At 62.8% G+C, this 23,931-nt stretch carries 22 protein-coding genes, 1 tRNA gene and 2 pseudogenes; 18 read left to right on the forward strand and 7 right to left on the reverse strand.

Annotated elements, in window-relative coordinates:
* From D0Z70_RS13290 to D0Z70_RS13315, 6 genes are all read left to right on the forward strand, one after another.
* A complete protein-coding gene (locus D0Z70_RS13290) occupies positions 1-1,206 on the forward strand; it encodes an acetyl-CoA C-acetyltransferase (RefSeq protein ID WP_119747191.1) in 1,206 nt (401 codons plus the stop codon).
* 14 nt (positions 1,207-1,220) lie between these two features.
* On the forward strand, positions 1,221-2,159 hold the full coding sequence (locus tag D0Z70_RS13295; RefSeq protein WP_119747193.1) for an enoyl-CoA hydratase/isomerase family protein: 939 nt from the start codon (positions 1,221-1,223) through the stop codon (positions 2,157-2,159).
* Between the two features lie 355 nt (positions 2,160-2,514).
* On the forward strand, positions 2,515-3,528 hold the full coding sequence (locus tag D0Z70_RS13300) for an AraC family transcriptional regulator (RefSeq protein ID WP_182913958.1): 1,014 nt from the start codon (positions 2,515-2,517) through the stop codon (positions 3,526-3,528).
* 133 nt (positions 3,529-3,661) lie between these two features.
* The gene (locus D0Z70_RS13305) at positions 3,662-4,447 is read left to right on the forward strand and encodes a hypothetical protein (protein WP_119747197.1); all 786 of its coding nucleotides are present in this window, start codon (positions 3,662-3,664) and stop codon (positions 4,445-4,447) included.
* Positions 4,440-5,015, forward strand: a complete 576-nt coding sequence (locus D0Z70_RS13310) for a cytochrome c oxidase subunit 3 (protein ID WP_182913959.1) — start codon at positions 4,440-4,442, stop codon at positions 5,013-5,015. Before D0Z70_RS13305 ends, D0Z70_RS13310 begins: the two co-directional genes overlap by 8 nt.
* Positions 5,012-5,260, forward strand: coding sequence for a cytochrome C oxidase subunit IV family protein (locus tag D0Z70_RS13315; RefSeq protein ID WP_119747201.1), 249 nt, complete (start codon positions 5,012-5,014; stop codon positions 5,258-5,260). The genes D0Z70_RS13310 and D0Z70_RS13315 overlap by 4 nt, the downstream gene beginning before the upstream one ends.
* Positions 5,261-5,431: 171 nt before the next feature.
* On the opposite strand, the gene D0Z70_RS13320 is transcribed toward D0Z70_RS13315, so the two are convergent.
* The 3 genes from D0Z70_RS13320 to D0Z70_RS13330 are packed head-to-tail and all read right to left on the reverse strand — an operon-like array spanning position 5,432 to position 8,948.
* Positions 5,432-6,202 carry an SDR family NAD(P)-dependent oxidoreductase gene (locus D0Z70_RS13320; protein ID WP_220475642.1) on the reverse strand — a complete coding sequence of 257 codons (771 nt, stop codon included), beginning with the start codon at positions 6,200-6,202 and terminating at the stop codon, positions 5,432-5,434.
* On the reverse strand, positions 6,199-6,630 hold the full coding sequence (locus D0Z70_RS13325; protein WP_119747203.1) for an ester cyclase: 432 nt from the start codon (positions 6,628-6,630) through the stop codon (positions 6,199-6,201). Before D0Z70_RS13325 ends, D0Z70_RS13320 begins: the two co-directional genes overlap by 4 nt.
* Before the next feature lie 56 nt (positions 6,631-6,686).
* Positions 6,687-8,948, reverse strand: coding sequence for a TonB-dependent receptor (locus tag D0Z70_RS13330; protein ID WP_119747205.1), 2,262 nt, complete (start codon positions 8,946-8,948; stop codon positions 6,687-6,689).
* Between the two features lie 364 nt (positions 8,949-9,312).
* On the opposite strand from D0Z70_RS13330, the gene D0Z70_RS13335 reads away from it, so the two are divergent.
* From D0Z70_RS13335 to D0Z70_RS13385, 11 genes and pseudogenes are all read left to right on the forward strand, one after another.
* Positions 9,313-9,747, forward strand: a complete 435-nt coding sequence (locus D0Z70_RS13335) for an ester cyclase (RefSeq protein ID WP_182913960.1) — start codon at positions 9,313-9,315, stop codon at positions 9,745-9,747.
* 6 nt (positions 9,748-9,753) lie between these two features.
* On the forward strand, positions 9,754-10,950 hold the full coding sequence (locus tag D0Z70_RS13340) for a cytochrome P450 (RefSeq protein WP_119747209.1): 1,197 nt from the start codon (positions 9,754-9,756) through the stop codon (positions 10,948-10,950).
* A complete protein-coding gene (locus tag D0Z70_RS13345; protein WP_220475643.1) occupies positions 10,947-12,362 on the forward strand; it encodes an FAD-binding oxidoreductase in 1,416 nt (471 codons plus the stop codon). The genes D0Z70_RS13340 and D0Z70_RS13345 overlap by 4 nt, the downstream gene beginning before the upstream one ends.
* Positions 12,363-12,501: 139 nt before the next feature.
* Entirely contained in the window at positions 12,502-12,807 is a 306-nt protein-coding gene (locus D0Z70_RS13350; protein WP_119747213.1) for a Rieske (2Fe-2S) protein, read from the forward strand.
* Between the two features lies 1 nt (position 12,808).
* Positions 12,809-13,528, forward strand: coding sequence for a glutathione S-transferase family protein (locus D0Z70_RS13355; RefSeq protein WP_182913961.1), 720 nt, complete (start codon positions 12,809-12,811; stop codon positions 13,526-13,528).
* On the forward strand, positions 13,521-17,006 hold the full coding sequence (locus tag D0Z70_RS13360) for an indolepyruvate ferredoxin oxidoreductase family protein (RefSeq protein WP_119747217.1): 3,486 nt from the start codon (positions 13,521-13,523) through the stop codon (positions 17,004-17,006). The genes D0Z70_RS13355 and D0Z70_RS13360 overlap by 8 nt, the downstream gene beginning before the upstream one ends.
* Before the next feature lie 28 nt (positions 17,007-17,034).
* Positions 17,035-18,447 (forward strand): aldehyde dehydrogenase family protein, encoded by a 1,413-nt coding sequence (locus D0Z70_RS13365; protein WP_119747219.1) that lies wholly within the window; start codon positions 17,035-17,037, stop codon positions 18,445-18,447.
* Positions 18,444-19,232 (forward strand): SDR family oxidoreductase, encoded by a 789-nt coding sequence (locus D0Z70_RS13370; protein ID WP_119747221.1) that lies wholly within the window; start codon positions 18,444-18,446, stop codon positions 19,230-19,232. The genes D0Z70_RS13365 and D0Z70_RS13370 overlap by 4 nt, the downstream gene beginning before the upstream one ends.
* Complete coding sequence (locus D0Z70_RS13375) at positions 19,220-19,762, forward strand: nuclear transport factor 2 family protein (protein ID WP_119747223.1); 543 nt, start codon at positions 19,220-19,222, stop codon at positions 19,760-19,762. Before D0Z70_RS13370 ends, D0Z70_RS13375 begins: the two co-directional genes overlap by 13 nt.
* Positions 19,762-20,535, forward strand: a complete 774-nt coding sequence (locus D0Z70_RS13380; RefSeq protein ID WP_182913962.1) for an EthD domain-containing protein — start codon at positions 19,762-19,764, stop codon at positions 20,533-20,535. Before D0Z70_RS13375 ends, D0Z70_RS13380 begins: the two co-directional genes overlap by 1 nt.
* Positions 20,536-20,633: 98 nt before the next feature.
* Positions 20,634-21,818, forward strand: a pseudogene (locus D0Z70_RS13385) (IS3 family transposase).
* 121 nt (positions 21,819-21,939) lie between these two features.
* Here D0Z70_RS13385 and D0Z70_RS25365 read toward each other — a convergent pair.
* The 4 genes and pseudogenes from D0Z70_RS25365 to D0Z70_RS13395 form a co-directional block, all read right to left on the reverse strand.
* Positions 21,940-22,248: a tyrosine-type recombinase/integrase gene (locus D0Z70_RS25365; protein ID WP_239018917.1), complete on the reverse strand. Its 309-nt coding sequence runs from the start codon at positions 22,246-22,248 to the stop codon at positions 21,940-21,942.
* Positions 22,230-22,553, reverse strand: coding sequence for a phage integrase central domain-containing protein (locus D0Z70_RS25370; RefSeq protein WP_239018918.1), 324 nt, complete (start codon positions 22,551-22,553; stop codon positions 22,230-22,232). The genes D0Z70_RS25365 and D0Z70_RS25370 overlap by 19 nt, the downstream gene beginning before the upstream one ends.
* A 102-nt stretch (positions 22,554-22,655) precedes the next feature.
* Positions 22,656-22,859 (reverse strand): annotated as a pseudogene (locus D0Z70_RS25375) (Arm DNA-binding domain-containing protein); the annotation flags it as partial.
* Positions 22,860-23,022: 163 nt separating this feature from the next.
* Positions 23,023-23,096, reverse strand: a tRNA-Cys gene (locus D0Z70_RS13395).
* Between the two features lie 199 nt (positions 23,097-23,295).
* Here D0Z70_RS13395 and D0Z70_RS13400 point away from each other — a divergent pair.
* Positions 23,296-23,928 carry a protein-L-isoaspartate O-methyltransferase family protein gene (locus D0Z70_RS13400; RefSeq protein WP_119747227.1) on the forward strand — a complete coding sequence of 211 codons (633 nt, stop codon included), beginning with the start codon at positions 23,296-23,298 and terminating at the stop codon, positions 23,926-23,928.
* Positions 23,929-23,931: the final 3 nt, after the last annotated feature.

The raw sequence follows: 23,931 nt of genomic DNA on the forward strand, positions 1-23,931 counted from the left end.
ATGACAAATGCTTATATCTATGATGCTGTCCGCACGCCGCGCGGCAAGGGGCGGGCGGACGGATCGTTACACGAAATTACGGCGCTTTCGCTCGCTGCGCAGACGCTGCAGGCGATCCGGGACCGGAACGGGCTCGATACGGTACTGGTGGACGATGTCATTCTGGGCTGCGTGATGCCGGTAGGTGAGCAGGGCAGCGATATCGCCCGCATTGCGACATTGGTTGCAGGTTATGACGAGCAGGTGCCAGGCGTCCAGATCAACCGTTTCTGCGCTTCAGGGCTCGAGGCCTGCAACATGGCTGCGGCAAAGGTCGCATCTGGGGAAGCGCGCTTCGCGATCGGCGGCGGCGTGGAATCGATGTCGCGCGTGGCGCTCGCGGCGGACGGTGGCGCGATGATGGTCGATCCGACCTTTGCGTTCGATCACTATTATGCGCCGCAGGGAATAGGTGCCGACATGCTGGCAACGATCTACGGTTTTAGCCGGGACGATGTGGACGCATATGCGGTCGAGAGCCAGAGGCGCGCGGCCATGGCCTGGGCAGACGGGCGCTTCGTCCGATCCGTGGTTCCGGTGCTCGACCAGGCCGGCGTCGTTATTCTGGACCATGATGAACATATGCGGCCGCAGACCGATGCGCAGTCGCTTGGCAAGCTGAAACCGGCTTTCGCCAAAATGGGCGAGGCTGGCTACGATGCTGCCGCCCGGGCGCGTTACCCTCAAATGGGACCGATTACGCACGTACATCATGGTGGCAATTCGTCCGGAATCGTTGATGGCGCGTCGGCCGTTCTGATCGGATCGAAGGATGCGGGGGAAGCGGCAGGCCTGAAGCCTCGCGCCCGCATTCTGGGCACGGCCTCGATCGGATCGGAGCCCACGATCATGCTGACCGGCCCGGAATTCGTGACCCGCAAATTGCTGGCCCGGCTGGGAATGAGCGTTAGCGACATCGATCTGTACGAACTCAACGAAGCCTTCGCCGCTGTTGTTCTGCGCTACCAACAGGCGCTGGAGATTGATCCCGACAAGCTCAACGTCAACGGCGGGGCGATTGCCATGGGGCATCCGCTGGGCGCCACCGGTGGCATGATACTGGGCACGGCGCTCGACGAACTGGAGCGCACGGGCAAGGAGTCGGCTCTCGTAAACCTGTGCGTGGGTGCGGGCATGGGTACGGCCATGGCGATCGCGCGAGTCTGAGGGGAGGCATTAGCATGCAAAATATCACGATGGAGGTCGACGGGCACGGTGTCGCATTGGTCACGCTCGACGTGCCGGGCAAGCCGATTAACGTCATCAGCCAGTCGGTGCAGCAAGATTTGGATCTGTTCGTCGAGCGGCTCCGCACCGACCCTGAGATACGGGGCACAATCGTGCGATCGGGCAAGACCGGCGGGTTGTGCGCCGGCGCCGACCTTGGTGAGATGCTGGATGACATTGCCCGGTGGCGCGAAGCTGAGAGCCAGGATGACCTGCGCGCAGCAGTGGCGGAGGCGGGTGGCTACAGCCAGCGCATCCGGGCGATCGAAACCTGCGGCAAGCCCGTGGCGGTAATCGTCCATGGCCAGGCGCTGGGCGGCGGTCTCGAACTGGCGCTGGCCGGGCATTATCGGGTTGCCGTAGATGATGCGACTCTGCGTTTGGCGCTGCCGGAGGCGAGCATCGGGCTGATGCCGGGAGCCGGCGCCACCCAGCGTCTGATCCGGATGATCGGTATCAACGCCGCCTTGCCCTATCTTCTCGACGGCACCCCGCTAACGCTATCCGACGCACTGGCCGGGGGAGTCGTACATGCCGCAGCCACCGACGGCCCACAGGCGCTGAAAACGGCACGCCAATGGATTTTGACCAGCGGTGATCCCGTCGCGCCGTGGGACGTCAAAGGTTTCAAACTGCCCGGCGGCGGGTCGCATTCTCCGGCCGCCTATCAATTTTTTGGCCCGGCCATGGCGGCACGACTCGCCGAAGCCGATCAGTCGCCCGGCATCGGCAATATACTCAAGGCCGTGTATGAAGGCGCACAAGTGCCGATCGATGCAGGCTTAAGGATCGAAACCCGCTATTTCTTCAACACCGCCCGCTCGCCAGATGCGAAAGCAAAGATCGACGCATTCTTCGCCAGGCGCTCCACGCGGAATAAGGCGACAGCCTAGTCGTCAGGACTTCGCGCGCGATAGGCAAGTCCGATCCCAGCGACACCTGCAATCATCTGCAATTATCGCCACAGAGATTGCGCGCCGCGCAGTGCGGACGGACGGCCACCGCCGCGCTGACGCGGCAGCCGCTCCCGGCGGCTCCGTATAGGCGGCGCGCATGCATAGAGACGGGGTTGCCTCACAATCACCGATCTGCCGAGCAGGAGATGGGCTGACATCTCTGCCGAGAAAAGACCGGGCCGCAGCCGAGTCGACCGGCCGCGGCTTTCCCTCCCTGAATATTTGCCTTTCGCGACGGGCGCCTGCATTATGGCCGCGCCAGGAATATCTGGATGTAGGGGAGAGACCAGGCGTGCAGACCGGCCTGTCGGCTTGGATATTAGCGATTGTCAAGGCGCTGGAGGATGTTGGCGTCGATCCGCCCGCGCTGATGCAGGGCATCGGCATGGATGCCAGCCGTGTCGGCGACCTGTCCTATCGCTATTCGCAGGATCAGGTGACCAGCCTTTGGATCGCCGCTGTCGACGCTACAGGCGACCCCAATTTCGGCTTGAAGGTCGCGCGTCATATCCGGCCTTCGACCTTCCATGTCGTCGGATATGCCATGTCGTGCAGCGCAACGCTGCGCCGCGCAGCCGAGCGCTTCTCCCACTCCGCCCGCCTGATCTCTGATTCCGCGGCGGTATCCTTTGGCCGTGAGGGCGGGGGCTACCGGCTGACGGTCGACCTCAACACCGGTGGCCGGCAGCCGATCTACCAGACCATCGACACGATGCTCGCCGGCTTCTTCCTGCTGTGCGAATGGATATTGTCCGCGCCGATCACCCCGATCGAGGTGACGTTCCGCCATCGCAGGCCGGCCGACGACCAGGCCTACCGCGACGTCTTTCGCTGCCCCATCCGCTACAACCAGCCGATCAACAGCATCCTCTTCCCCGCCGAAATCCTGGAGTGCCCCGTCCCCTCCGCGAATGAGGAACTGGCGACGATGCTCGACGAGATGGCCGCCAAATATCTCGCCTTCCGCTTTTCCAGCCGGTTTTCCCGCAAGGTGCGCGACGCGCTGATCGGTCAGCTGCCCAATGGCGAGCCGAGCAAGCAGGAAACCGCCCAGTTGCTCGCCATGACCGAACGCACATTGCTGCGTCGCCTGCGCGAGGAGAACACCACCTTCCAGGAAGTGCTCGACCGGCTGCGCGAGGAACTGGCCTATGATTATCTGCGCCGGCCGGATCTGACGGTGGAGAGCATCGCCTTCCTTCTTGGCTTTTCGAGTAGCAGCACCTTCTCGCGCGCCTTCATGCGCTGGAACGGGCAGCGGCCGAGCGTGTGGCGCGAAGGGCGGTCGGTGCTTGACCGCAGCTAGATCGAGGACTGATCGACGGCAAGATTGGCACGATAAGCCTGCTTCGCGCGTCCGCGGTCATCGACCTGCGGTGCCATGCGCCTAACCTGGCGGAAACCGGCATGCTGACCGGCGGACAGGAGCGGGGTACATCATGGCATCCAATGCACGCAGCGCATCGATCGATCTGCTCCCGAACGTCGATGCCTGGCCTCAGGCGCAGATCGCACCGCCCAATCCGTTTCGCTACGTCCGGTTCTGCCTGTGGATGGGACCGGCGCTTCTCATCCTCCTGATCCTCTTCTTCGCCATATTGGGCCATAATCTGCCGCCCTATTCGGCAGCGCTCAGCGCCGACGGCATCGCGCAGCATTTCCGCCAGCACACTACGTCGGCGCGGATCGGCATGATAGGCATGATGGTGTCGGGCGTTCTCTATCTCGTCTGGGGTATGGGCATCACCAAAGTGATGGAGGCGGCCGAGCGGGACAATGACGTGCTATCGCGGCTGCAGACCTGGGGGGCGGGCTTCACCACGCTGGTGCTGGTGTTTCCACCTGCCTTCTGGCTGACCGCCGCCTTCCGGCCGGAGGCCGACGCCGCGATCCTGATGACGCTCTACGACACAGGCTGGATCATGTTCGACATGGTCTTTTCGCTGACGATGCTGCAGGTCACGGCCTTCGCCATCTGTTTCCTCCACGACGAACGCGCCGTCCCGCTGGTGCCAAAGCCCGTCTCCTGGTTCGCGATCTGGGTCGCGGTTGCCTTCATGGGTTTCTGCTTCCTGCCTTTCTTCCGCGACGGGCCCTTCTCGCGCAGCGGCTTCTTCAACTATTGGGTCGAATTTTCGCTCTTCTTCTGGGCGATGCTGATCCTGTCGATCTTCACCCTGCGCGCCCTGACACGACTGCAAAAGGAGCATGCCGCCCATGGGTGATGCCGCGTCGCATCGCCACAGACCCGTCCCCGGCATCCTGACCTTCATCGCAGCGGACACCGCGAATTTCATCCTGTTCTTCGGCTATTTCATGGTCGAGCGGCTGCATCAGCCGGCGCTGTTCGCCCGGTCCGCGGCACAGCTCCATATCCAGCTGGGACTGCTCAACACGGTGATCCTGATCACCAGCGGCTGGCTGGTGGCGCTGGCGGTCGAAGCGGCGCGAGCGGCGGAGATGGCGCAGGTGCGCCGCCGGCTGCTCGGGGCGATCGGCCTGGGTCTGTGCTTCGCCATCGTCAAGGCCATCGAATATGGCGTCAAGATCGCAGACGGACTGACCCCGCAGACCGACGCCTTCTTCACCTTTTACTATGTCTTCACCGGCGTGCATCTGCTGCACTATGCCATCGGCATGGCGCTTCTGGTAGCGACGGCGGTGATGGCGCGCACTGGCCGGACCGATACCGGCTTCACCGGCTGGATCGAATCCTGCGCGCTGTTCTGGCACATGGTCGACCTGCTCTGGGTCTTTCTTTTCGCGATGCTTTATCTGCAGGGCGCACGATGAAGGCCCTGCGCGGCCCGACGGCGATCTGGGCGCTCCTGATGCTGGCGACGGTGGCGGGGTTCGGCACTGCGCGGGCAGGCGGCTGGGGCTTTGCCGTGGTCATCCTGGCCGCGACGTTCAAGGCGCATCTGATCGTGCGCCACTATATGGAGTTGCGGTTTGCGCCGCCGGCCTGGCGGCTGGTGTTCGACGGACTGGTGGGTTTGAGCGGAGCGATCATATTGGGCCTGCATGTTCTGGCGTGACGCATCGAGCGCCAGACCTGTCCTACACGCACGGAGAGTGATAGGCGGAATCAGGTTCTTTTTCTCGTCCGTCTCCCCAATCGATTCATGTAATTATATTTCCAACTCTTGTTCTTGTTCGAAAGAGTCGAAACTTACGGGACATGTGTGAAGTTAGGCGCAGGACCGCCGTCAGTCCGTCGTCGACAGCGCCAGTTCGATCCCCTTGATCGACGTGCCTGTGCTCCATCCGCCATCGACCAGCAGGGTCTGCCCGGTGACATAGCTTGCATCGTCGCTCGCCATGAAATGCACCGCCGCGGCCAGTTCCTCCGGTCGCCCGATCCGGCCCAGCAGAGTGAAGACATTGGCGTTGCGTGCAACCATGTCGGGCGCTTCGTCCATCGCCATCGGCGTGTCGATGATCCCGGGCGCGATGCAGTTCACCCGAATGCCGAGCGGCCCATATTCCACCGCCGCCGTCTGGGTCAGCGAGATGATGCCCGCCTTGGTCGCGGCATATTCGCCCCAGTGCAGGAAGCCCCGCATCGCCGTGATCGACGATATGTTGACGATCGCGCCGCCCGCCGTCATCCGCGCCGCCGCTTCCTTGATCCCCGTCTGCACGCCCAATATGTGGACGCGCCAGAAGCGCTGCGATCGCGCCTCGTCCGCGTCCGCGATCGGCGACGCGGCGGCGATGCCGGCATTGTTGACCAATATGTCGAGTTTGCCGAAGCGCGTGACCGCCTCCTCGCACAGCGCCGCCATCTCGGCGGGATGCCCGACATCGGTGCGGCGGAAGGCGCAGCCCCAATCGGCGGCGAGCGTCTCCGCCTGCGGGCTGATGTCTGCTACCAGCACATCGGCCCCGGCCGCGCGGAACCGCTGCGCGATCGCCGCACCGATGCCCGACCCGCCGCCGGTGACGATGGTGGCCTTGCCTGTCAGATCGAACATCATGCGAACTCCAGCTCGACGGGCGCCTGCAACCCCAATTGCCGCATTAGCGCGGCAGTGTCCCACAGGCTGCGCTCCAGCACGATCTTGCCGTCCTTGAACGCGTGGATGGTCATGCCCTGGACCATCGTGGTCTTGCCGGTTGCGGGGAGGCCAAGGAAATCGGAGCTGTGGTGGATCTCCCATGTCCATTCCAGGCAGCCGCCACGCTCGTCGCCATGATAGCGGGTGGCGTTGAAATAATGTTTCGACTTGTCGGGATCGGCATTTTCGAAGGTGGTGAACCAGCGCCGCAGCTTTTCCCGGTCATTGTCGATCCGGACGCCGAAATTCAGGTCCTCATATTCGAATTCTTCCGGATAGTTCGCCATCAGCTCTTCCAGCCGGTTGTCGAACTGTTCCAGCCAGTCCTGTTCCCATTCCAGGTTCATGCATGCCTCGAAAAAAAAGTCAGGCCCGGCATGACGCCGGGCCTGGAGGGGGAGGATCAGAAATCGACGCGGGCTTCCAGGCCGTAGCTGCGGGTCGGCCCGCGATAATTGACGGTGAAGACCGACAGCAGCGGCACGACCTCCTGGAAATATTTCCGGTTGGTCAGGTTGTCGCCATAGGCGGAGATTTCCCAGCCATTGGCGCTCTTGAGCGAGAGCCGCGCCTTCAGCAGCGTCAGCGGGTTGCGCTTGGTGCCGGCGAAATTGTCGACGTCCCACCAGATCGAACCATAACGGTTCACTTCGACCCGCGGCACCAGCGTCAGCTTGTCGGTCAGGTCGATAACCTGGCTGGCGCCCAGGTTCAGCGTATATTTGAACGCGCCGGGCGCCACATTACCGTTCGCCAGCGGATTACCGGCAAATTCGGCGACCCGGCCATGCGTATATCCGTACCCGCCGAACAGGTGCAGCCCCATCGGCAGCTGCGCGTCGAAATCGATGTCGAAGCCCTTGAGCTTCACCTTGTCGATGCTGATCGTCGTCTGCAGTCCCGCGGACGGCTGGAACTGGAACTGCTGCGCGCCGGAAATGTCGGTCTTGAACACGGCAGCGTTGATCGAAAGGCGACGGTTGAAGAAGCGCGCCTTCGCGCCGATTTCATAGGAGGTCGAAACCTCCTTGTTGTAGCCGTCCTGCACATAGATGTTGGCCGCATTGCCGCCCGCCGCGTCGATCAACGCCTGGCGCGAACCGATCGGATTGAACCCGCCCGACTTGAATCCCTTGCCGTAGCTCGCATAGACGCTGGCCGTCGGCGCGATATCGTAGGACAGGCTGGCCTTGGGTTCGAACTGCTTGAAGGTGCGTGACAATTTGCAGTCGGCGATGGCCGTCCCCTGCGCCACGCAATTATTATAGCTGACGCCGGTAAGCGGATTGATCGCGGGCGATGCGACTTCCCGGATCGACCGCTTTTCCGTGTCATAACGTCCGGCCAAGTTGATGTGGAACTGGTCGGTCACATCGAACTGGACGCTGGCGAACGGCGCGTAGCTGGTCGTACGGTAGATAGGGTTGCTGTAGGAAAGCGTCGTGGCGGGATCAATCATGTTGCGGTCAGCGGGCAGCGACCCGTTGGTGTCCAGGCCGATCTTGCTGGTCTGGTCTCGTTCGAACCGCAGGATGTAGAAGCCAACCTGCCACCGGAAGCGATTGGCGCTATCGGACGTCAGGCGTATTTCCTGTGAATAGTTGGTGTCGTCATAGGTATATTGCTGCACCGTGCCGCCCCCGGCCGGGCCCGTGTCGAAAGGAATATAGGGCGGCGAATCACTACCGAAATATTGCTTCAGATGATTGTAGCTGGAGATCGACGTGATCTTGGCCCAGCCCATGTCATATTCGGCTTTCAACGTCGCATCGATGAACTTCTCGTCGAACGCGCCTGTCACGTTGGAGATGAAAGGCATGTCAGTATTGTTGGCGTCCAGCGCCGTCCCGGGAAATCCGCCGATCGGCAGGCCAACGAACTGCGCGTTATAGGCGCTGCCGCCTCCCTTTGACCGGTGCGCCGTCAGCTTCAAGTCGGCCGAAAATGGCCCGTCATTCTCGTAGACCAGGCGCGCACGGCCGGCACTGTTCTGGAAACGCTGGACTTTCTCGCCCGTCGTAATGTTGGTGAAAGGGCCGTTGGTATCGCGGAAGGATCCTGCGATGCTGAAGCCGAGCCCCGGTGCGAGCGGCCCGCTGACCGATGCGCTAGCGCGCGCGGTGTTGAAGTTGCCATAGGCGGCAACGACATTCCCCTCGAAAGTCTCGCCCGGCTTCTTGGTCGTGACGACGATCGCGCCGGCCGCCGCGTTACGGCCATAGAGCGCGCTCTGCGGACCCTTAAGCACTTCGATCTGCTGGATGCCGAACAGATCCTGGTTGAACGGCTTGACGCTCGACAGGGTGACGCCGTCGATGACGATCGCGACGTTCGGATCGGAATTGCGCACCGACGTCTGGCCGCGAATGTTGATATAGGCCTCGCCCGCATTGTCCTCGACAAAAGTGACGTTAGGGGTTGAACCAAGGAAGTCCGATGGGCGCGTAATCCCGCGTTCGGCAATGGCCGCTTCGGTAACGACGCTGACGGAAATGGGAACTTTCACCAGATTTTCGTTGCGCTTGGTCGCGGTGACGACGATTTCGTCGATTGCGTTGCCGGCGCGCTGTTCCCCTTGGGGCGCAGCGTCCTGGCCCATCGCCGGCATGGCCAGGCCCGCCGATATGATGAGGCCGACAAGCGGTAGATTCGTGATGGCTTTCAAAGCGTCTCTCCTTCCCTATGGCATGGCGTCGGTTGACCCGGCGCTCGCAAACGTGGTTCTTCAGGTGAACTGTTGAAGACAGCGATATTGCGTCGGAGAAAATGCCCAAGCGTGACAGGGGATGACCTAGCGGGACAATAGATCATCCACATAGATGGGAGTTTTCCGCCATTTTGCGCTGCAGCAAAGCAATGACTAGTAGAAAAACCCCCTCATTTTGGCACGAAAAGCAAATTGGTCGTGCGTTGGGCCATGGCCCACTTTCCAGTCAAGCCTATCAGTTGGATATCGACGTGCGCCATGGCATTCATGACGTGCCAAATTATCACAGGCGTGCATGCAGACGCGCTGCGAGGAGAGAGCGATGAACAAGGATTGGGCGCAATATTGGATCGGCCTATTTGCCGATGGCACAGACGAGCTGATGACGCTCTATAATCCGCAGTTCCAGTTCGAAGATGTCAATTTCGACCTCCGCATCAACAATGATCTCCCTGCGCTACGCAAATTCTTCGAAGGCTTCATCATCAAGGACCCGACGCAGAGCTACAACAAGTTCGACGTGTTCGACTATGTCGGCGACAACCGTCTCGGCTCTTTCCAGTGGACCTGGGAAACCAAGCATGCCGGCGATTTCCTGGGCGTGCCTGCAGCCGGCAAGGTGACCAAGACGCGCGGTGTTACCGTCATGGGCTGGGACGAGGACGGCAAGATCGTCCTGGAACGCAGCATCTGGGATGCGATCCCGGTCTTCCAGCAGTTGGGCGTCGTCCCTGCCTTCGACGCCGTCGGTGCCTGACCCCCGATGAGCTACAACCCCCTGGACCCGGCGGTCACCGCCAACCCCTATCCCCATTACGCGAAACTGCGATCCGACGAGCCGGTCAAGTGGCTGGAGATGATGCAGGGCTTCGCGGTCGCCCGCTGGGACGATGTCGAGGAAGTGCTGAGCGATGGCAAGACCTTCTCGTCGGCGCTGTTCTGGCCGGCGCTGCTCGGAGAATATGACCCTGTGCCCGAAGTCCAGCCGATGATTTCGCTCGACCCGCCGGGCCATGTCCGCATCCGCAAGCTCGCCAACAAGGCGTTCGTGCCGAGCCGCGTCGGTGCGCTCAGCGACCGCATCCGCAGCGTGACGCACGAACTGATCGACGACATCTTCGCCAAGCATGGCAGGGAAGGCGAGTTCGACTTCGTCTGGGAGTTTTCCGGCCTCTTCCCCGTAAGCGTCATCGCCGAAGTGCTGGGCGTCGACATCGCCCGCCGGGTCGATTTCAAGAACTGGGTCGATGACCTGCTCGCCGCGGGCAACCGCGCGGCCTATGGGCCCGAGCGACTCGCGGAGATCGACAGGAGTTCGCGGGCGATCCGCGCCTATTTCGAACAGGTCTATGACGAACGGTCCGCCAATCCGGGTCCCGACCTCATCAGCGGCTTCATCCTGGCGGAAGTGAATGGCGAACGCCTGACCCGCAGCGAAGTGCTCAACATGGCGATCCTGCTGCTGATCGGCGGGGTGGAAACGACCACCAATCTGCTCGGCATCACTTTCGCGCATCTAAAGACCCATCCCGATATCGCCGCGGCGATCTGGGCCGATCCCGGCCAGATTCCGGCGCTGCTGGAGGAGATGCTGCGGTTCGACGGGCCAGTGCAGATGCTGTTCCGGCATACGACCTGCGACACGGAACTGGCGGGCGTCGCGATCCCGAAAGGCTCGCTGGTGCTGCCGCTGCTAGGCTCTGCCAATCATGACGAACGCAAGTTCGACCGGTCAGAAGAGCTGGTGTTGGAGCGCAATCCCAAGGAACTCATGTCCTTCGGCCAGGGACCGCATTTCTGCCTCGGCTCGTACCTCTCCCGCATGGAAGCCAAGAGCGCGCTGGAGATACTGGTCGCCCGCTTCGAAAGTATCGAGGTGATCGGGGATACGGTCAAATGGTCCGATTCCTATTTCGCGCGGGGTCCCAAGACCCTGCCAGTCAGGTTCAAGGCCCGGTGAGCGCCTCTCCAGCGGCGGCGCATATGCCCCCATCCGCATTGATCGACGAGTTCCGCGCCATAGTGGGGGAAGGCGGCGTGCTGACCGGCGACGACGTCACCGGCCGCTATCCGGGCTATTTCATGCAACGGGTTGAGGCGGACATACTCGTGCGGCCCGAGACCACGGAGCAGGTGTCGCAGATCATGGCGTTGTGCAACGCCGCCGGTCAGCCGGTGGTGATCCAGGGCGGCATGTCCGGCTGGGTCCGCGCGACCCAGACCCGGCAGGGCGAAGTCATCCTGTCGCTCGAACGGATGAACCGGATCGAGAGCATTGATCCCGCCAACCGTACCGCGATCGTGCAAGCGGGCGTGATATTGGAGCGTTTCCAGGACGATCTGGAACCCTACGGCCTCAGCTTTCCTCTCGACCTTGGTGGCCGCGGGTCCTGCCAGCTCGGCGGCAACGCGGCGACAAATGCGGGCGGCATGCGCGTCATCCGCTATGGCATGATGCGCGAGCAGGTGCTGGGCATGGAGGTAGTGCTGGCCGACGGCCGGGTGCTTTCGTCCATGAACCGGATGATCAAAAACAACACCGGCTATGACCTGAAGCAGCTGTTCATCGGCAGCGAGGGCACGCTGGGCGTCATCACGCGGCTTGTGCTGCGCCTGCGCGAACGGCCGGTCAGCAGCAATACGGCACTGGTCTGCTGTGACAGTTTCGACCGGATCGCGAAGCTGCTGCGCCATATGGATGGGGCGCTGGGCGGCCTTTTGAGCGCGTTCGAACTGGTCGACAACAGCTTCTACCGCACCAATACCGGGGAGGGACGCCACCCTGCGCCGCTGGGATCGGACAAGCCCTATTATGCGATGATTGAGGCGCTCGGCTCCGACCATGAGCGCGATCGCGACCTGTTCGAATCCGTCCTCGCCGACGCTGCGGAAAAAGGCCTGTTCGACGATGCCATCGTCGCCCGTTCGGAGAAGGATCGCGACGCCATCTGGGGCATCCGCGAAGATCTTGAACATATCGTCCACGACTTCCAGCCCTTCTATGCCTTCGACGTCAGCCTGCCGGTTGGCGACATGGAAGCCTATATGGGTGAGGTTACACGGCGGTTGAAAAGCATCTGGCCCGAAGGCGGCATCGCCTTCCTGGGCCATGTCGGCGACGGCAATCTCCACATCGCCATCGGCGCGGGCACCACTGAGGACCGCGAGCAGGTGGAGAGTTGCGTCTACGAACCGCTCCGCCCCTTCGGCGGATCGGTATCGGCCGAACATGGCATCGGGCTGGAAAAGAAGCCATGGCTCTCCATCACGCGCAACCCGCTCGAGCGGGGCCTGATGCGCGACATCAAGCAGATGTTCGACCCCAAGGGCATTCTCAATCCCGGCAAGATTTTCGCGGAGGAAGCGTCGTGAACGGGCCATTTCCCGCCGCGCATAGCGTCGCCGCCCGTTACCTTTTGCCTGGATATGGCGTCGATCGCCCTGCTGGAATGCGCCAGGATGGGATTGGACAGGATAGGGCCCCACAGCGCAGGGGGACGAAGGAGCGGATATGATGAAAGTGGGTGAAATGTCGGAGTTGACGGCAGACAAGCCGCTCCGCGCGTCGCTGGGATCGGAAAAGATCCTGATCTTCCTGGTGGAGGACGCGCCCGTCGCCACCGCCGCGCGCTGCCCCCATGCCCACGGGCCCCTGCATCAGGGCGAACTGTGCGGCACCGTCCTTACCTGCCCCTGGCACGGCTGGAGCTTCGACCTGATCACCGGCGAATGCGAGGAAGACCCGGACCTGCGGCTCAAGCGCTACGATGTGACGGTCGATGGCAACGACATCCTCGTGGCCTCGGTCACGGCATGACATGAGGGGATCCGATAGCGCCCCTGCGCCGCTGGTCCTCCACGGTCATCCGGTGAGCAACTATTTCAACGCCGCCCGCGCGGCGCTGATCGAGAAGGGCGCCGACTTCACTGTCGTCCCGACCCGGGCGGCACAGGAGGACGCGTTTCTCGCGCAAAGCGCGATGGGCAAGATACCCTATCTGCGCACGCCCCATGGCTGCATCGCCGAAACCGTCGCGATCCTGGAATATGTCGAGGACACAGTGCCCGGCGTTTCCCTCTATCCCGCGGGCGCTTTCGAGCGCGCCCGCGCACGCCAGGTCATCAACATTGTGCAGGTCTATGTCGAGGCATCCCTGCGCTCGCTCTATCCTGGCGTCTTCATGGGCGGCGCTAACGCGCCGGAGGCGATCGCAGCGGTCCGGCCAGTGGTCGATCGCGCGATGCGGGCGCTGTCGCATCTGGTGACGCCTGCGCCCTTCCTGATGGGCGGGCAACTGACCCATGCCGATCTGTTCACCTTCCACCATTTCGACCTGGGCGAGCGGGTGATGCAGTTCACCTACGGAACGTCACTGATCGACGCCGTGCCGGGCCTGCGCGACTGGCACGCCACCCTGGCGGCACGCCCGTCCATCCGCACCGTCCTCGCCGATTTCCACCCCGCCTTCGCCGCCTACCTCCGCGACAAAGGCGCCGCCTGGCACGAGCCGGAGCCGAAAGAACCAAGCTATGCGTGACGTGAAACTGGACGATAAATATACGGTCGACGACGGCCGTGTGATCATGAGCGGCACCCACGCGTTGATCCGCGTGCCGCTGTTGCAGAAGGAGATCGACCAGCGCAACGGGCTCGACACAGGCGGCTTCATCTCGGGCTATCGCGGATCGCCGCTGGGCAGCTACGACATGGAGTTGTGGCGGGCCAAGAAGCTTCTCGAAAGCCACGACATCCTGTTCCAGTCCGGCGTGAACGAGGATTTGGCGGCGACGGCAGTATGGGGCACGCAGATGCTGGCAACCACGCCCGGCGCCAATAAAGATGGCGTCTTCGCCATCTGGTACGGCAAAGGGCCGGGCGTCGACCGCTCGGGCGACCCCTTCAAGCATGGCAATATCGCGGGCACACACCCGAACGGCGGCGTATTGATCGTCGCGGGGGACGATCATTCGGGCAAATCCTCGACTGTCGCGCATCAGAGCGAGGTTGCGCTGATGCATGCCGGCATGCCGATACTGGCGCCCTCCAACGTGCAGGATGTCATCGACTTCGGCCTGTTGGGCTTTGCCATGTCGCGCTATACCGGCCTTTATACCGGCTTCAAGCTGACCAACGAGACGCTGGAACAGACCATGACGGTCGACATTCGCTCCGGCGACAATGGCCCCGTCACGCCCGATCGCGGCCCCGCGCCCGCTAACGGATTCCACAATTATCCGACCCATATCGATCGGGCTGCCTCGGAAATCGTGGTCAAGCGCTACCGCTGGCCGTTGGTCGAGAAATTCGTGCGCGCCAACCGCATCGACCGCGTGCTGATCGACGCGCCCGTGCGCAAACTGGGCATTGTCACCACCGGCAAGGCTGCGCAGGATGTGCGCCAGGCGCTCAAGCTGCTGGACCTTAGCGATGACGCCGCCGCCGCGCTTGGCCTTGGCGTCTATAAGCTGGGCTGCATGTATCCGGTCGAACGGCTGGGCCTCGCCGAATTCGCAGCCGACCAAGCCGAACTCCTCTTCATCGAGGAGAAGGACCCGCTGACCGAGAACCAGGCCAAAGCGATTCTCTACGGCCGCCCCGCCATGCCGCGCATCGTCGGCAAGCTGGACGAGGACGGCGTCTTCATGATCCCGTCCGACGATCAACTTGAACCCGTGCAGCTGGCGCTGGTGATCGCAGAGCGGCTCCGCCGGCTGGGCGTGGAGAATGCGGCGCTGGCCGAGCGCGCCGACCGCCTGTCGCGCCAGATGGCGACGGTGAAGGCGCTGAAGCCCGCCGACGCCGCGCGTTCGCCCTATTTCTGCTCGGGCTGTCCGCACAATACCGGCACCCGCTTTCCCGAAGGGTCGATCGCGGCGGGCGGCATCGGCTGTCACGCCATGGCCATGTATTCGGGCCCGGAAATGTTGCCCAATACCCAGATGGGGGGCGAGGGCGCGCACTGGTACAGCCAGGCCTACTTCTCCGACATGAACCATATCTTCCAGAATATGGGCGACGGCACCTATTATCATTCGGGCCTGCTGGCCGTGCGCGGCGCGGTCGCGGCAAAGGTCAACATCACCTTCAAGATCCTGTTCAACGATGCCGTCGCCATGACCGGCGGCCAGCCGGTCGACGGGCCGCTGACGCCCGGCGACATCACCCGGCAGGTGCTGGCCGAAGGGGCGGTGCGCTGCGTCGTCGTTACCGACCGGCCCGATCTCTATGGCGCGCATAGCGGGTTGGGGGAGGGGGTAACCGTCCATCACCGCGACACCTATGATACGGTTCAAAAGGAACTGCGCGACGTTCCCGGCGTGACCGTCATCGTCTACGAACAGACCTGCGCTGCGGAAAAGCGCCGTCGCCGCAAGCGCGGCAAGTTCCCCGATCCGGCCAAGCGCATGTTCATCAATGCGGCGGTGTGCGAGGGCTGCGGTGATTGCTCGGTCCAGTCCAACTGCGTCAGCGTCTGGCCCAAGGAGACCGAACTCGGCCGCAAGCGCCAGATCGACCAATCCAACTGCAACAAGGACTATAGCTGCGTGAAGGGCTTCTGCCCCAGCTTTGTCACCGTCCTCGACGCCGAACCGCGCAAGCCCAAGAAGGCGCAGCTGGATGGCGAGGCCGACATCGCGCTGCCTGATCCGATGATCGTCCCGCTGCACGACGGCGCGTACAACATCATGATCTCCGGCATCGGCGGCACCGGCGTCGTCACCATCGGCGCGCTGCTCGCCATGGCCGCGCATCTGGAGGGCAAGTCGACATCGGTGTTCGACATGACCGGCCTCAGCCAGAAGAACGGCGCGGTGTTCAGCCATCTGCGCATCGCCGCGCATAATAACGATCTCGGCGCGCAGAAGTTGGGCATTGCCGAGGCGGACCTGGCACTGGCCTTCGATGCCGTCGCCGGCCTCGCCAAGGAGCCGGCGATGACCCTGTCGACCGAGCGCACGAAGGTGGTGGTCAACGCCCGCGTCACGCCGACGCCGGCCTTCCAGCGCAATCCCGACCTGACGCTCGATCAGGGGCTGCTCGTTCGGCGATTGCAGAAGATGTCGGCGCAGCTGCACGGCGTCGACGCCACTGGCCTCGGCCTCGCGCTGCTGGGCGATACGATCGCCGCCAACCTCTTCATGCTCGGCTATGCCTGCCAGCTCGGCCTGCTGCCCGTCTCGCCCGACTCCATCGAACGCGCCGTCGAGATCAACGGTGTCGCCATTCCCTTCAACAAGGCCGCCTTCGCCTTGGGCCGACTGCAGGCGGTCGATCCGGCCCGCATCGAAAAGGCGGTGGTCAGCCACGTTCAGGAACTTGACTTCACCCCGCTGACTGCGCTGGCGGACATCGTCGCCCACCGCACGCAACTGCTGACCGACTATCAGAATGCCGCCTGGGCGCAGCGCTATCGCGATCTGGTCGATATCGTCGCCAAGGCCGAAGCGCTCGCCACCCCTGGCCAGGACAGCCTGTCGGTCATGGTGGCCCGCAATTTCGCCAAGCTCATGGCCTATAAGGACGAATATGAGGTCGCCCGACTGCATGCCGACCCGGCCTTCAAGCAGCAACTGAAGGACGCGTTCGAGGACGGCGCGAAGCTGCGCTACAATCTCGCTCCGCCGCTCTTTTCCAAGCGCGATGCCGACGGGCATCTGATCAAACGCGAGTTCGGCCCCTGGATGGGCAAGGCCTTCGCCTTCCTCACCCGCTTCAAGGGCCTGCGCGGCACCGCGTTCGACATTTTCGGCTACACCGAAGAACGCAAGATGGAACGCGATCTCATCGATCATTACGAAGCGCAGATGCGGATGATCGCCCAGAAGCTCAGCCCCGCCAATCACGCTGCGGCGGTCGAACTGGCCTCGCTGCCGGCCCAGATCCGCGGCTATGGCCATGTGAAGCATGCCAATGTCGAGAAAGTTCGCGCCCTCGAACCCATGATCGTCAAGAAATTCGAGGATGCCACCATCCTCACTACCGGGGCGCCCGCGCCACTGGCCCAGAACGCCTGACGCAAAAACAAAATATCGGAGAGTGAACATGGTCAAGATGCTGATCGACGGAGCGCTGGTCGATACCGCGCGCCATATGGACGTCATCGACCCGAGCGATGAAAGCGTGGTCGCGCAAGTACCCGATGCCGGCACCGCGGACGTCGATCAGGCGGTCGCCGCCGCGAAACACGCCTTTCTCGCCTGGCGGGATGCGACGCCCGAAGCGCGCGGCGCTGTGCTGACCGCGATGGCCCAGGTCGTCACCGACAATCTGGACGAACTGTGTCAGCTTCTCGTCCAGGAAACCGGCCGCCCGCTGGGCCTCGCCCAGTTCGAAATCGCGAATCTCGCGGCTGGCTATCTGAACTACTATGCTGGCCTGCGTATCGCGCCTGAAATCCTGGTCGAGGACGACACCCGCCGGGTCGAACAGCATCGCAAACCCCTGGGTGTCGTCGCGGCCGTCGTGCCGTGGAACGCGCCGGTCTACATTGCCTGCAACAAGATTGCCCCCGCACTGGCCGCCGGTAACACCATCGTTGTGAAAACCGCGCCGTCCACTCCGCTCACGACCCTTCGACTGGGCGAGCTATGGCAGGACGTCGTCCCCCGCGGTGTCATCAACATCCTATCCGGCGGCAATGAAGCAGGCGCGCATCTCGTCTCGCATTCCGATGTCGCCAAGGTCACGTTCACCGGATCGACCGCCACCGGCCGCAAGATCATGGAGGCGGCGTCCCCGACCTTGAAGCGTGTAACGTTGGAACTGGGCGGCAACGACGCCGCGATCATCTTGCCCGACGCCGACGTGAAAGCGATCGCGCCCGCCATCTTCGCCTTCGCCTTCTTCAACAGCGGCCAGGTCTGCGCGATCATCAAGCGGCTCTACGTCCATGACAGCCTGTACGACGCCATGTGCACGGAAATCGCCGCCTATGCGACCGGATCCAAGGTCGCGGGCGGCCGCGATCCCGAAGCACAGTTCGGCCCTGTCCAGAACAAGGCGCAATATGACAAGGTGCTCGATTATCTGGCCGGCGCGAAGGCCAGCGGCACCATCATCGCCGGCGGCGACCTTCCGGAAGGTCCCGGCTATTTCGTCCCCCTCACCGTCGTGCGCGACGTGAAGGAAGGCGACGTGATCGTCGATGAGGAGCCGTTCGGCCCGATCCTGCCGATCATCCGCTACACCGACATCGACGATGTCATCGCCCGCGCCAATGCGTCGCCCTATGCGCTGGGCGGATCGATCTGGTCGAGTGACCCGGAAGCCGCCGCCAAGATCGCGCTGCGCCTGGAAAGCGGCAGCGTCTGGGTGAACCAGCATTGCGCGCTAGACCCGGCCGTTCCCTTTCCGGCGAACAAACAGTCGGGCTCCGGCGTCGAAGGCGGTCTGGAAGGCCTCTACCCCTATACCGCGCTCCAGATCCTCAACATCGCCAAGCCGCAAGCGGCATGAGCATCCTCGAAACCCTTTTCTCCGTCGCGGGGAAGACCGCCGTGGTGACGGGCGGCGCCAAAGGCGTTGGGGCGATGATCAGCCGCACGCTGGTCGAAGCTGGCGCGGACGTGCTGATCGTCGGACGTGGCGAAGAGGCCGGCAGAACATTCGCCGCTGGTCTCGAGGGGCCCGGCAAGGCGACCTTCCTGGCCCACGATCTAGGGACGGTCGCAGGCGTCGAAGCCGCCACTGCCGACATCGCAGCACGCGTTCCCGCGCTCAACATCCTGGTCAACAATGCCGGGCTGTTCAGCGCCGGCGCGATCGAGGACGCCAGCGCCGACCAGTGGGACCGCGAACTCGGCCTCAACCTGCGTGCGCCCTTCTTCCTTGCGCAGGCGCTCCTCCCCCAACTCAAGGCAGCCTCAGCCCCCGGCGATCCTGCCCGCATCATCTCGATCGGCTCGATCGGCGCGCTGTGGGGCCGTAGTAGCAACGGCGCCTATGCCTATGGCGCCAGCAAGGCGGCGATCCACCAATTGACCCGCATGATGGCGTCGGATCTGACTGCGCAGGGCATCACCGTCAACGCCATTGCGCCCGGCTTCTTCCCTAGCGACATGACCGACGGGTTCTTCGCGGCAGTGCCAGGTCTAAAGGATCAGGTCGTCGCCAGCATTCCCGCAGGGCGTCTGGGTTCGGCGGAAGACGTGGGCGGCTCCGTCCTGTTCCTCGCCTCACGGGCGGGCGCCTATGTGTCGGGTACGGTCCTACCCGTGGAGGGCGCATTATGGCAGGCGTGACATTGGAACAGGCGGCATGGCGGTTCGAGATCATGGACGTCATCCACCGCTATTGCCATGCAGTGGACCGCCGCCGCTGGTCGTTGATGGACAGCGTGTTCCACGAGGACGCCACCTATAAATTCTTCTCGCTGGGTGGGACTTGGCGCGAATTCGTGGCGCAGGCCCAGGGTCTCATCGATCCGATCGGCCCGACCCATCATCAGGTCAGCAACATCACCGTCCGCTTCGATGGCGACATTGCCTGGACCGAAACCTATCTGCGCGCCTATCATCAGGTGCCTGCCGACTATCCGCCCTGGAATATCTTTGCCTTGCCCGGTGGCGGCGTCATCCTGATCGGCGGACGCTATATCGACCGTTTCGAGCGGCGCGACGGGGAATGGCGCATCGCGCATCGTCATGGCCTGCTCGACTGGCGGCAGGACCATGCGCTGGCCGATGGCGGCCTGAGCATAACGCCGCCCGAATGGCGTGGCCGCTATGGCGATGCCGATCCTTCCCGCCCGGTGATGGAAGGTTGGCTGTAGTGGGCGTACCCACCACCATCGCCTTGCTGGAACGCAAGCCGAGCATTTCCCGCGATCTGTTCTGCCGCTACTGGCGCGACGTGCATGGCGTGATGGCGGCGCGGATACCGGGTTTTGAAACCTATACCCAGCATCATGTGACCCCGCACGTCGCCATGGGTTCGCAGGTTGTCGAGTCGTTCGAGGGCATCGCTGTCGTCACATTCGCAGCGCTGGACGATCGCGAGGGGCTGATCAGCAGCGAGGTGACAAAGCATATTCACCGCGACGAGCAGAATGTTTTTCGTCGTGCGCTGCTCTACAATCTTGATGGTCCGGCAACCACGATCCTGGGCCATGCCGACCGGGCGGCACTCGAAAGCCATTTCCTGGTGCTGCCGCAGGGTCTGGACGGCGACGTCGTCGCGCAGCGCCTACTCAGTGCGGGGGCCGCCATGGTCGCGCTCCATGATCTTGCCGGCGCCGATCCTGCTGGCTGGAACGACACCGATGTCGATGAGGGTGGTGCGGGCCGGCTGTTTGGCGCCATCATCCAGTGCTGGTGGATTGATGGCGTGGCGGCCAACGCCGTCCTTGCCGACGTGGTGAGCGCGAGCGAGGGGCAGATCGCGTGCTATCGCACGGACGCGCGCTATCCGATGGTCGATCGAGGCCGCCCGACGCTTATCGGCCTGCGCGGCCTGGATGTGGTCCGCACCATCGATGAGGCACAGGCCGCCAATCAGCGCGAACTCGATGTGTTACGCGCCATTTACGGATCTATCGCAGGATGAAGCCGACGGAGAGAGAGGTGGCCTGGCAAAACTGAACATTGAGATAAGTGGATTTTCTGCCTGACGGTGGCCAGTATGGCTGCGAGACAGGAGCAGAGATGAGCCAACGACCCCGCCGGAACCACAGTCCGGCTTTCAAGGTGAAGGTGGCACTGGCTGCCGTGAAGGGCGAGAAGACGCTGGCCGAGTTGGCGCAGCAGTTTGACGTGCATCCGAACCAGATCACGACGTAGCGTAGGCAGTTGCTGGAGGGCGCAGCCGGTGTGTTTGGTTCGGACAAGGCATCGGAAATGGGCGAGCCGCCGGTTGACGTGAATACACTACATGCCAAGATCGGTGAGTTGACGCTGGCGAATGATCCCCGATCAGGTCGAGGACAAGCTTTTTGGCCGGCGCGCTCGGGAAGGCCGGTCTGTTGCCGAGCGCAAAGCGATGATCGATCGTTCGCACAGTCTGCCGCTGTCGCGGCAGGTGCGGGAACTGGGGATCAGCCGGGGCAGCGTCTATTATCTGCCCAGGCCGGTTTCGGTGGCTGATCTGGCGATCATGCGGCGCATCGACGAACTGCACCTGGAATTTCCGTTCGCGGGCAGTCGAATGCTGCGCGATCTGCTGCGGCAGGAAGGGATCGCGATCGGCCGCCAGCATGTGGCCACGCTGATGAAGAAGATGGCGATCGAGGCGATTTACCGTCGCTCGAACACATCGAAGGCTCTCCTGAGCTTGTCGAAGGGCCGACGCCAGGGCACAAGGTTTACCCCTATCTGCTGCGCAAACTGCCGATCGTGCGGCCCAACCAGGTCTGGGCGACTGACATCAGCTACATCCCGATGGCGAGGGGGTTCGTCTATCTCGTGGCCATCGTGGATTGGTTCAGCCGTAAGGTCCTGGCCTGGCGTGTGTCGATCACGATGGAGGCCGACTTCTGCGTCGAGGCGCTGGAGGAAGCCCTGGCGCGCTACAGCAAGCCCGAGATTTTCAATACGGATCAAGGCAGTCAATTCACCAGTCACGCCTTCACCAGCGTGCTGCACCGGGAGGAAATCGCCATCAGCATGGACGGCCGGGGCGCATGGCGCGACAATGTGGTGGTCGAGCGCCTGTGGCGCTCGGTGAAATATGAGGAGGTTTACCTCCGCGCCTACGCCGCGGTCAACGAAGCCCGGATATCGATCGGTCGTTATCTGAACTTTTACAACGCAAGGAGGCCGCATTCGAGCCTTGGTGCCCGGACCCCGGACCAGGCATATTTTGACAACCTGCCAATGGCGATGACAGCATGAATTTGGCCGCCGATATGGGGCGTCACTCCGGTCGGGCTTCGCCCTCCCTGCATGACGCCCCATATCGGCAGTTCGATGATGAAACCGGCAGATGATCCACTTATCGAATGCCGATCCGTGTTCAGACTACCCCGGCCACCTCTGAATAGCCCATGCGCCGCAATGCCGCGTTGATGGTGTTTTCGCTGATCGGCCTTGCTCGGGTGCGGATCGAAGGGAACACATAGCGCCCGGAGCCGGATAAGGATCGCATGGCTTGCAGTATCGCGAGAGCCTGCCGAGACAGAGGCACCGAATGGGGCTGGCGCATTTTCATCTTTGTTACCGGGATCGTCCAGACAGCTTTGTCGAAATTGACCTCAGCCCATTCCATCTGCCGCAGTTCGCCCGGACGCTGTAAGATATGAGGTGTCAGTTTAAGGGCGTACATGACGGCGGGATCACACTGATAATCCTCGATAGCGGGCAGGAGGGCGCCGGATCACGTTCGGCACGCGCCGTTGCGACTGCAAAGCGGAAAACACGGCTGGCAAAGGCGCGCAGGAGATTGGCGGTTTCCAAGCGGCCCCGTCGTTCATGCTTCTGCAGTTCATGAAGAAGTTCCTGAGGCGTGATATCGGTGACAGGCCGCTTTCCGAAGTCTGCCCCCATCAGTTTCACAAACCAGCGCATCTTCTCCAGCGTTGGCTCAGCCAACCCCTCACGCGCTTTCTTCTCTATCAATTCCTCGGCCACGCTAGCGAAGCTGTTGCTGGCCCGAATGCTCGCCTCGATGCGGGCTTGCCGCTTGGCTACATTGGGATCGACCGCGTGAGCCAGTTGCTTACGGGCTGCATCCCTGGCGGCGCGCGCCTCGGCCAGCGTAATCTCGGGATACGCCCGTAGCGACAGCTACCGCTCCACGCCGTCGATACGGCATTTGATTCGCCACAGCTTGCTGCCTCTTGGATTGACGAGCAAATATAAACCCTGGGAGTCAGTAACCTTGTAAGGCTTGTCTGCGGGCTTGGCATTGCGAATAGCGGTATCGGTTAGCGCCATTGGGGCCTCGATTCTGCTGGGGCCTTTTGAGGCCCCCAAATTAGGCCCCCATCATCCGCAGTTGCAGGCAAATAAGGGCATCCACTGATAATCAGCGAATGCCCATAAACATAGGGAAATCAGGGATTTTTCAACTGTTGGCAGACGTCGCCAGACAGGATTTTGGAGGCCCGAGCCGGAATCGAACCGGCGTGCAAGGATTTGCAGTCCTCTGCGTAACCACTCCGCCATCGGGCCATCCGTCGCGGTGGACGCCGCAAATGTGCGGCTTTGGTTGCAAAGTCAAGCGGCGGATCGGGCGGGGGCGTCAAGATTCTGATCGCCTGCCATGCAAAGCCGCTTGGCGTGGCCTGCGCGCTGATTTAGAGGTCCGTTGATCCCCTTGCTGTATTGCATTGCCAATACAGTTGTGCCAAGTCCAGTCGACCAAGCGAGAATGATCGTGACCGAGCAGAATTTTTCTTCGATGCGGACCGCCATGGTCGAAAGCCAGTTGCGTACCAGCGACGTGGATGATCCGCGCGTGATCGCCGCGATGGCCAGCGTGCCGCGTGAGGATTATGTCCCGGCCGAACGCCGCGCCATGACCTATATCGATCGCCCGATCCCGCTGAGCGGTGGCCGTGCGCTCAACCCGCCTTTGGTGGTTGGTCGCCTGCTGACCGAGGCGAAAGTTGCACCCGGTGACAAGGTGCTGCTGATCGGCGCGGCGACGGGCTATAGCGCCGCGCTGCTGACCGCGCTGGGCGCGCAGGTGACGGCGGTAGAGGAAGAGGGCGGGCCGGACATCGCTGGCGCAAGCCTGGTGCGCGGGCCGCTGAACGCCGGGGCGGCTTCTGGCGCGCCCTATGATCTTTTGTTCATCGACGGCGCAGTGGCGGAAGTGCCTGCCGCGCTCGTTGGGCAGCTTGTCGACGGGGCGCGGGTCGTCACGGGTGTGGTCGAACGCGGGGTCACCCGGTTGGCGAGCGGTCGGGTTGTTGCGGGCGTGCTGGGCCTGTCCAGCGTTGCCGATATCGAGATGGTGGTGCTGCCGGGCTTTGCCGCGCCGGAGCGATTCGTTTTTTGAGAC

This window comes from Sphingobium terrigena (assembly GCF_003591655.1).
GTDB classification, from domain to species: domain Bacteria; phylum Pseudomonadota; class Alphaproteobacteria; order Sphingomonadales; family Sphingomonadaceae; genus Sphingobium; species Sphingobium terrigena.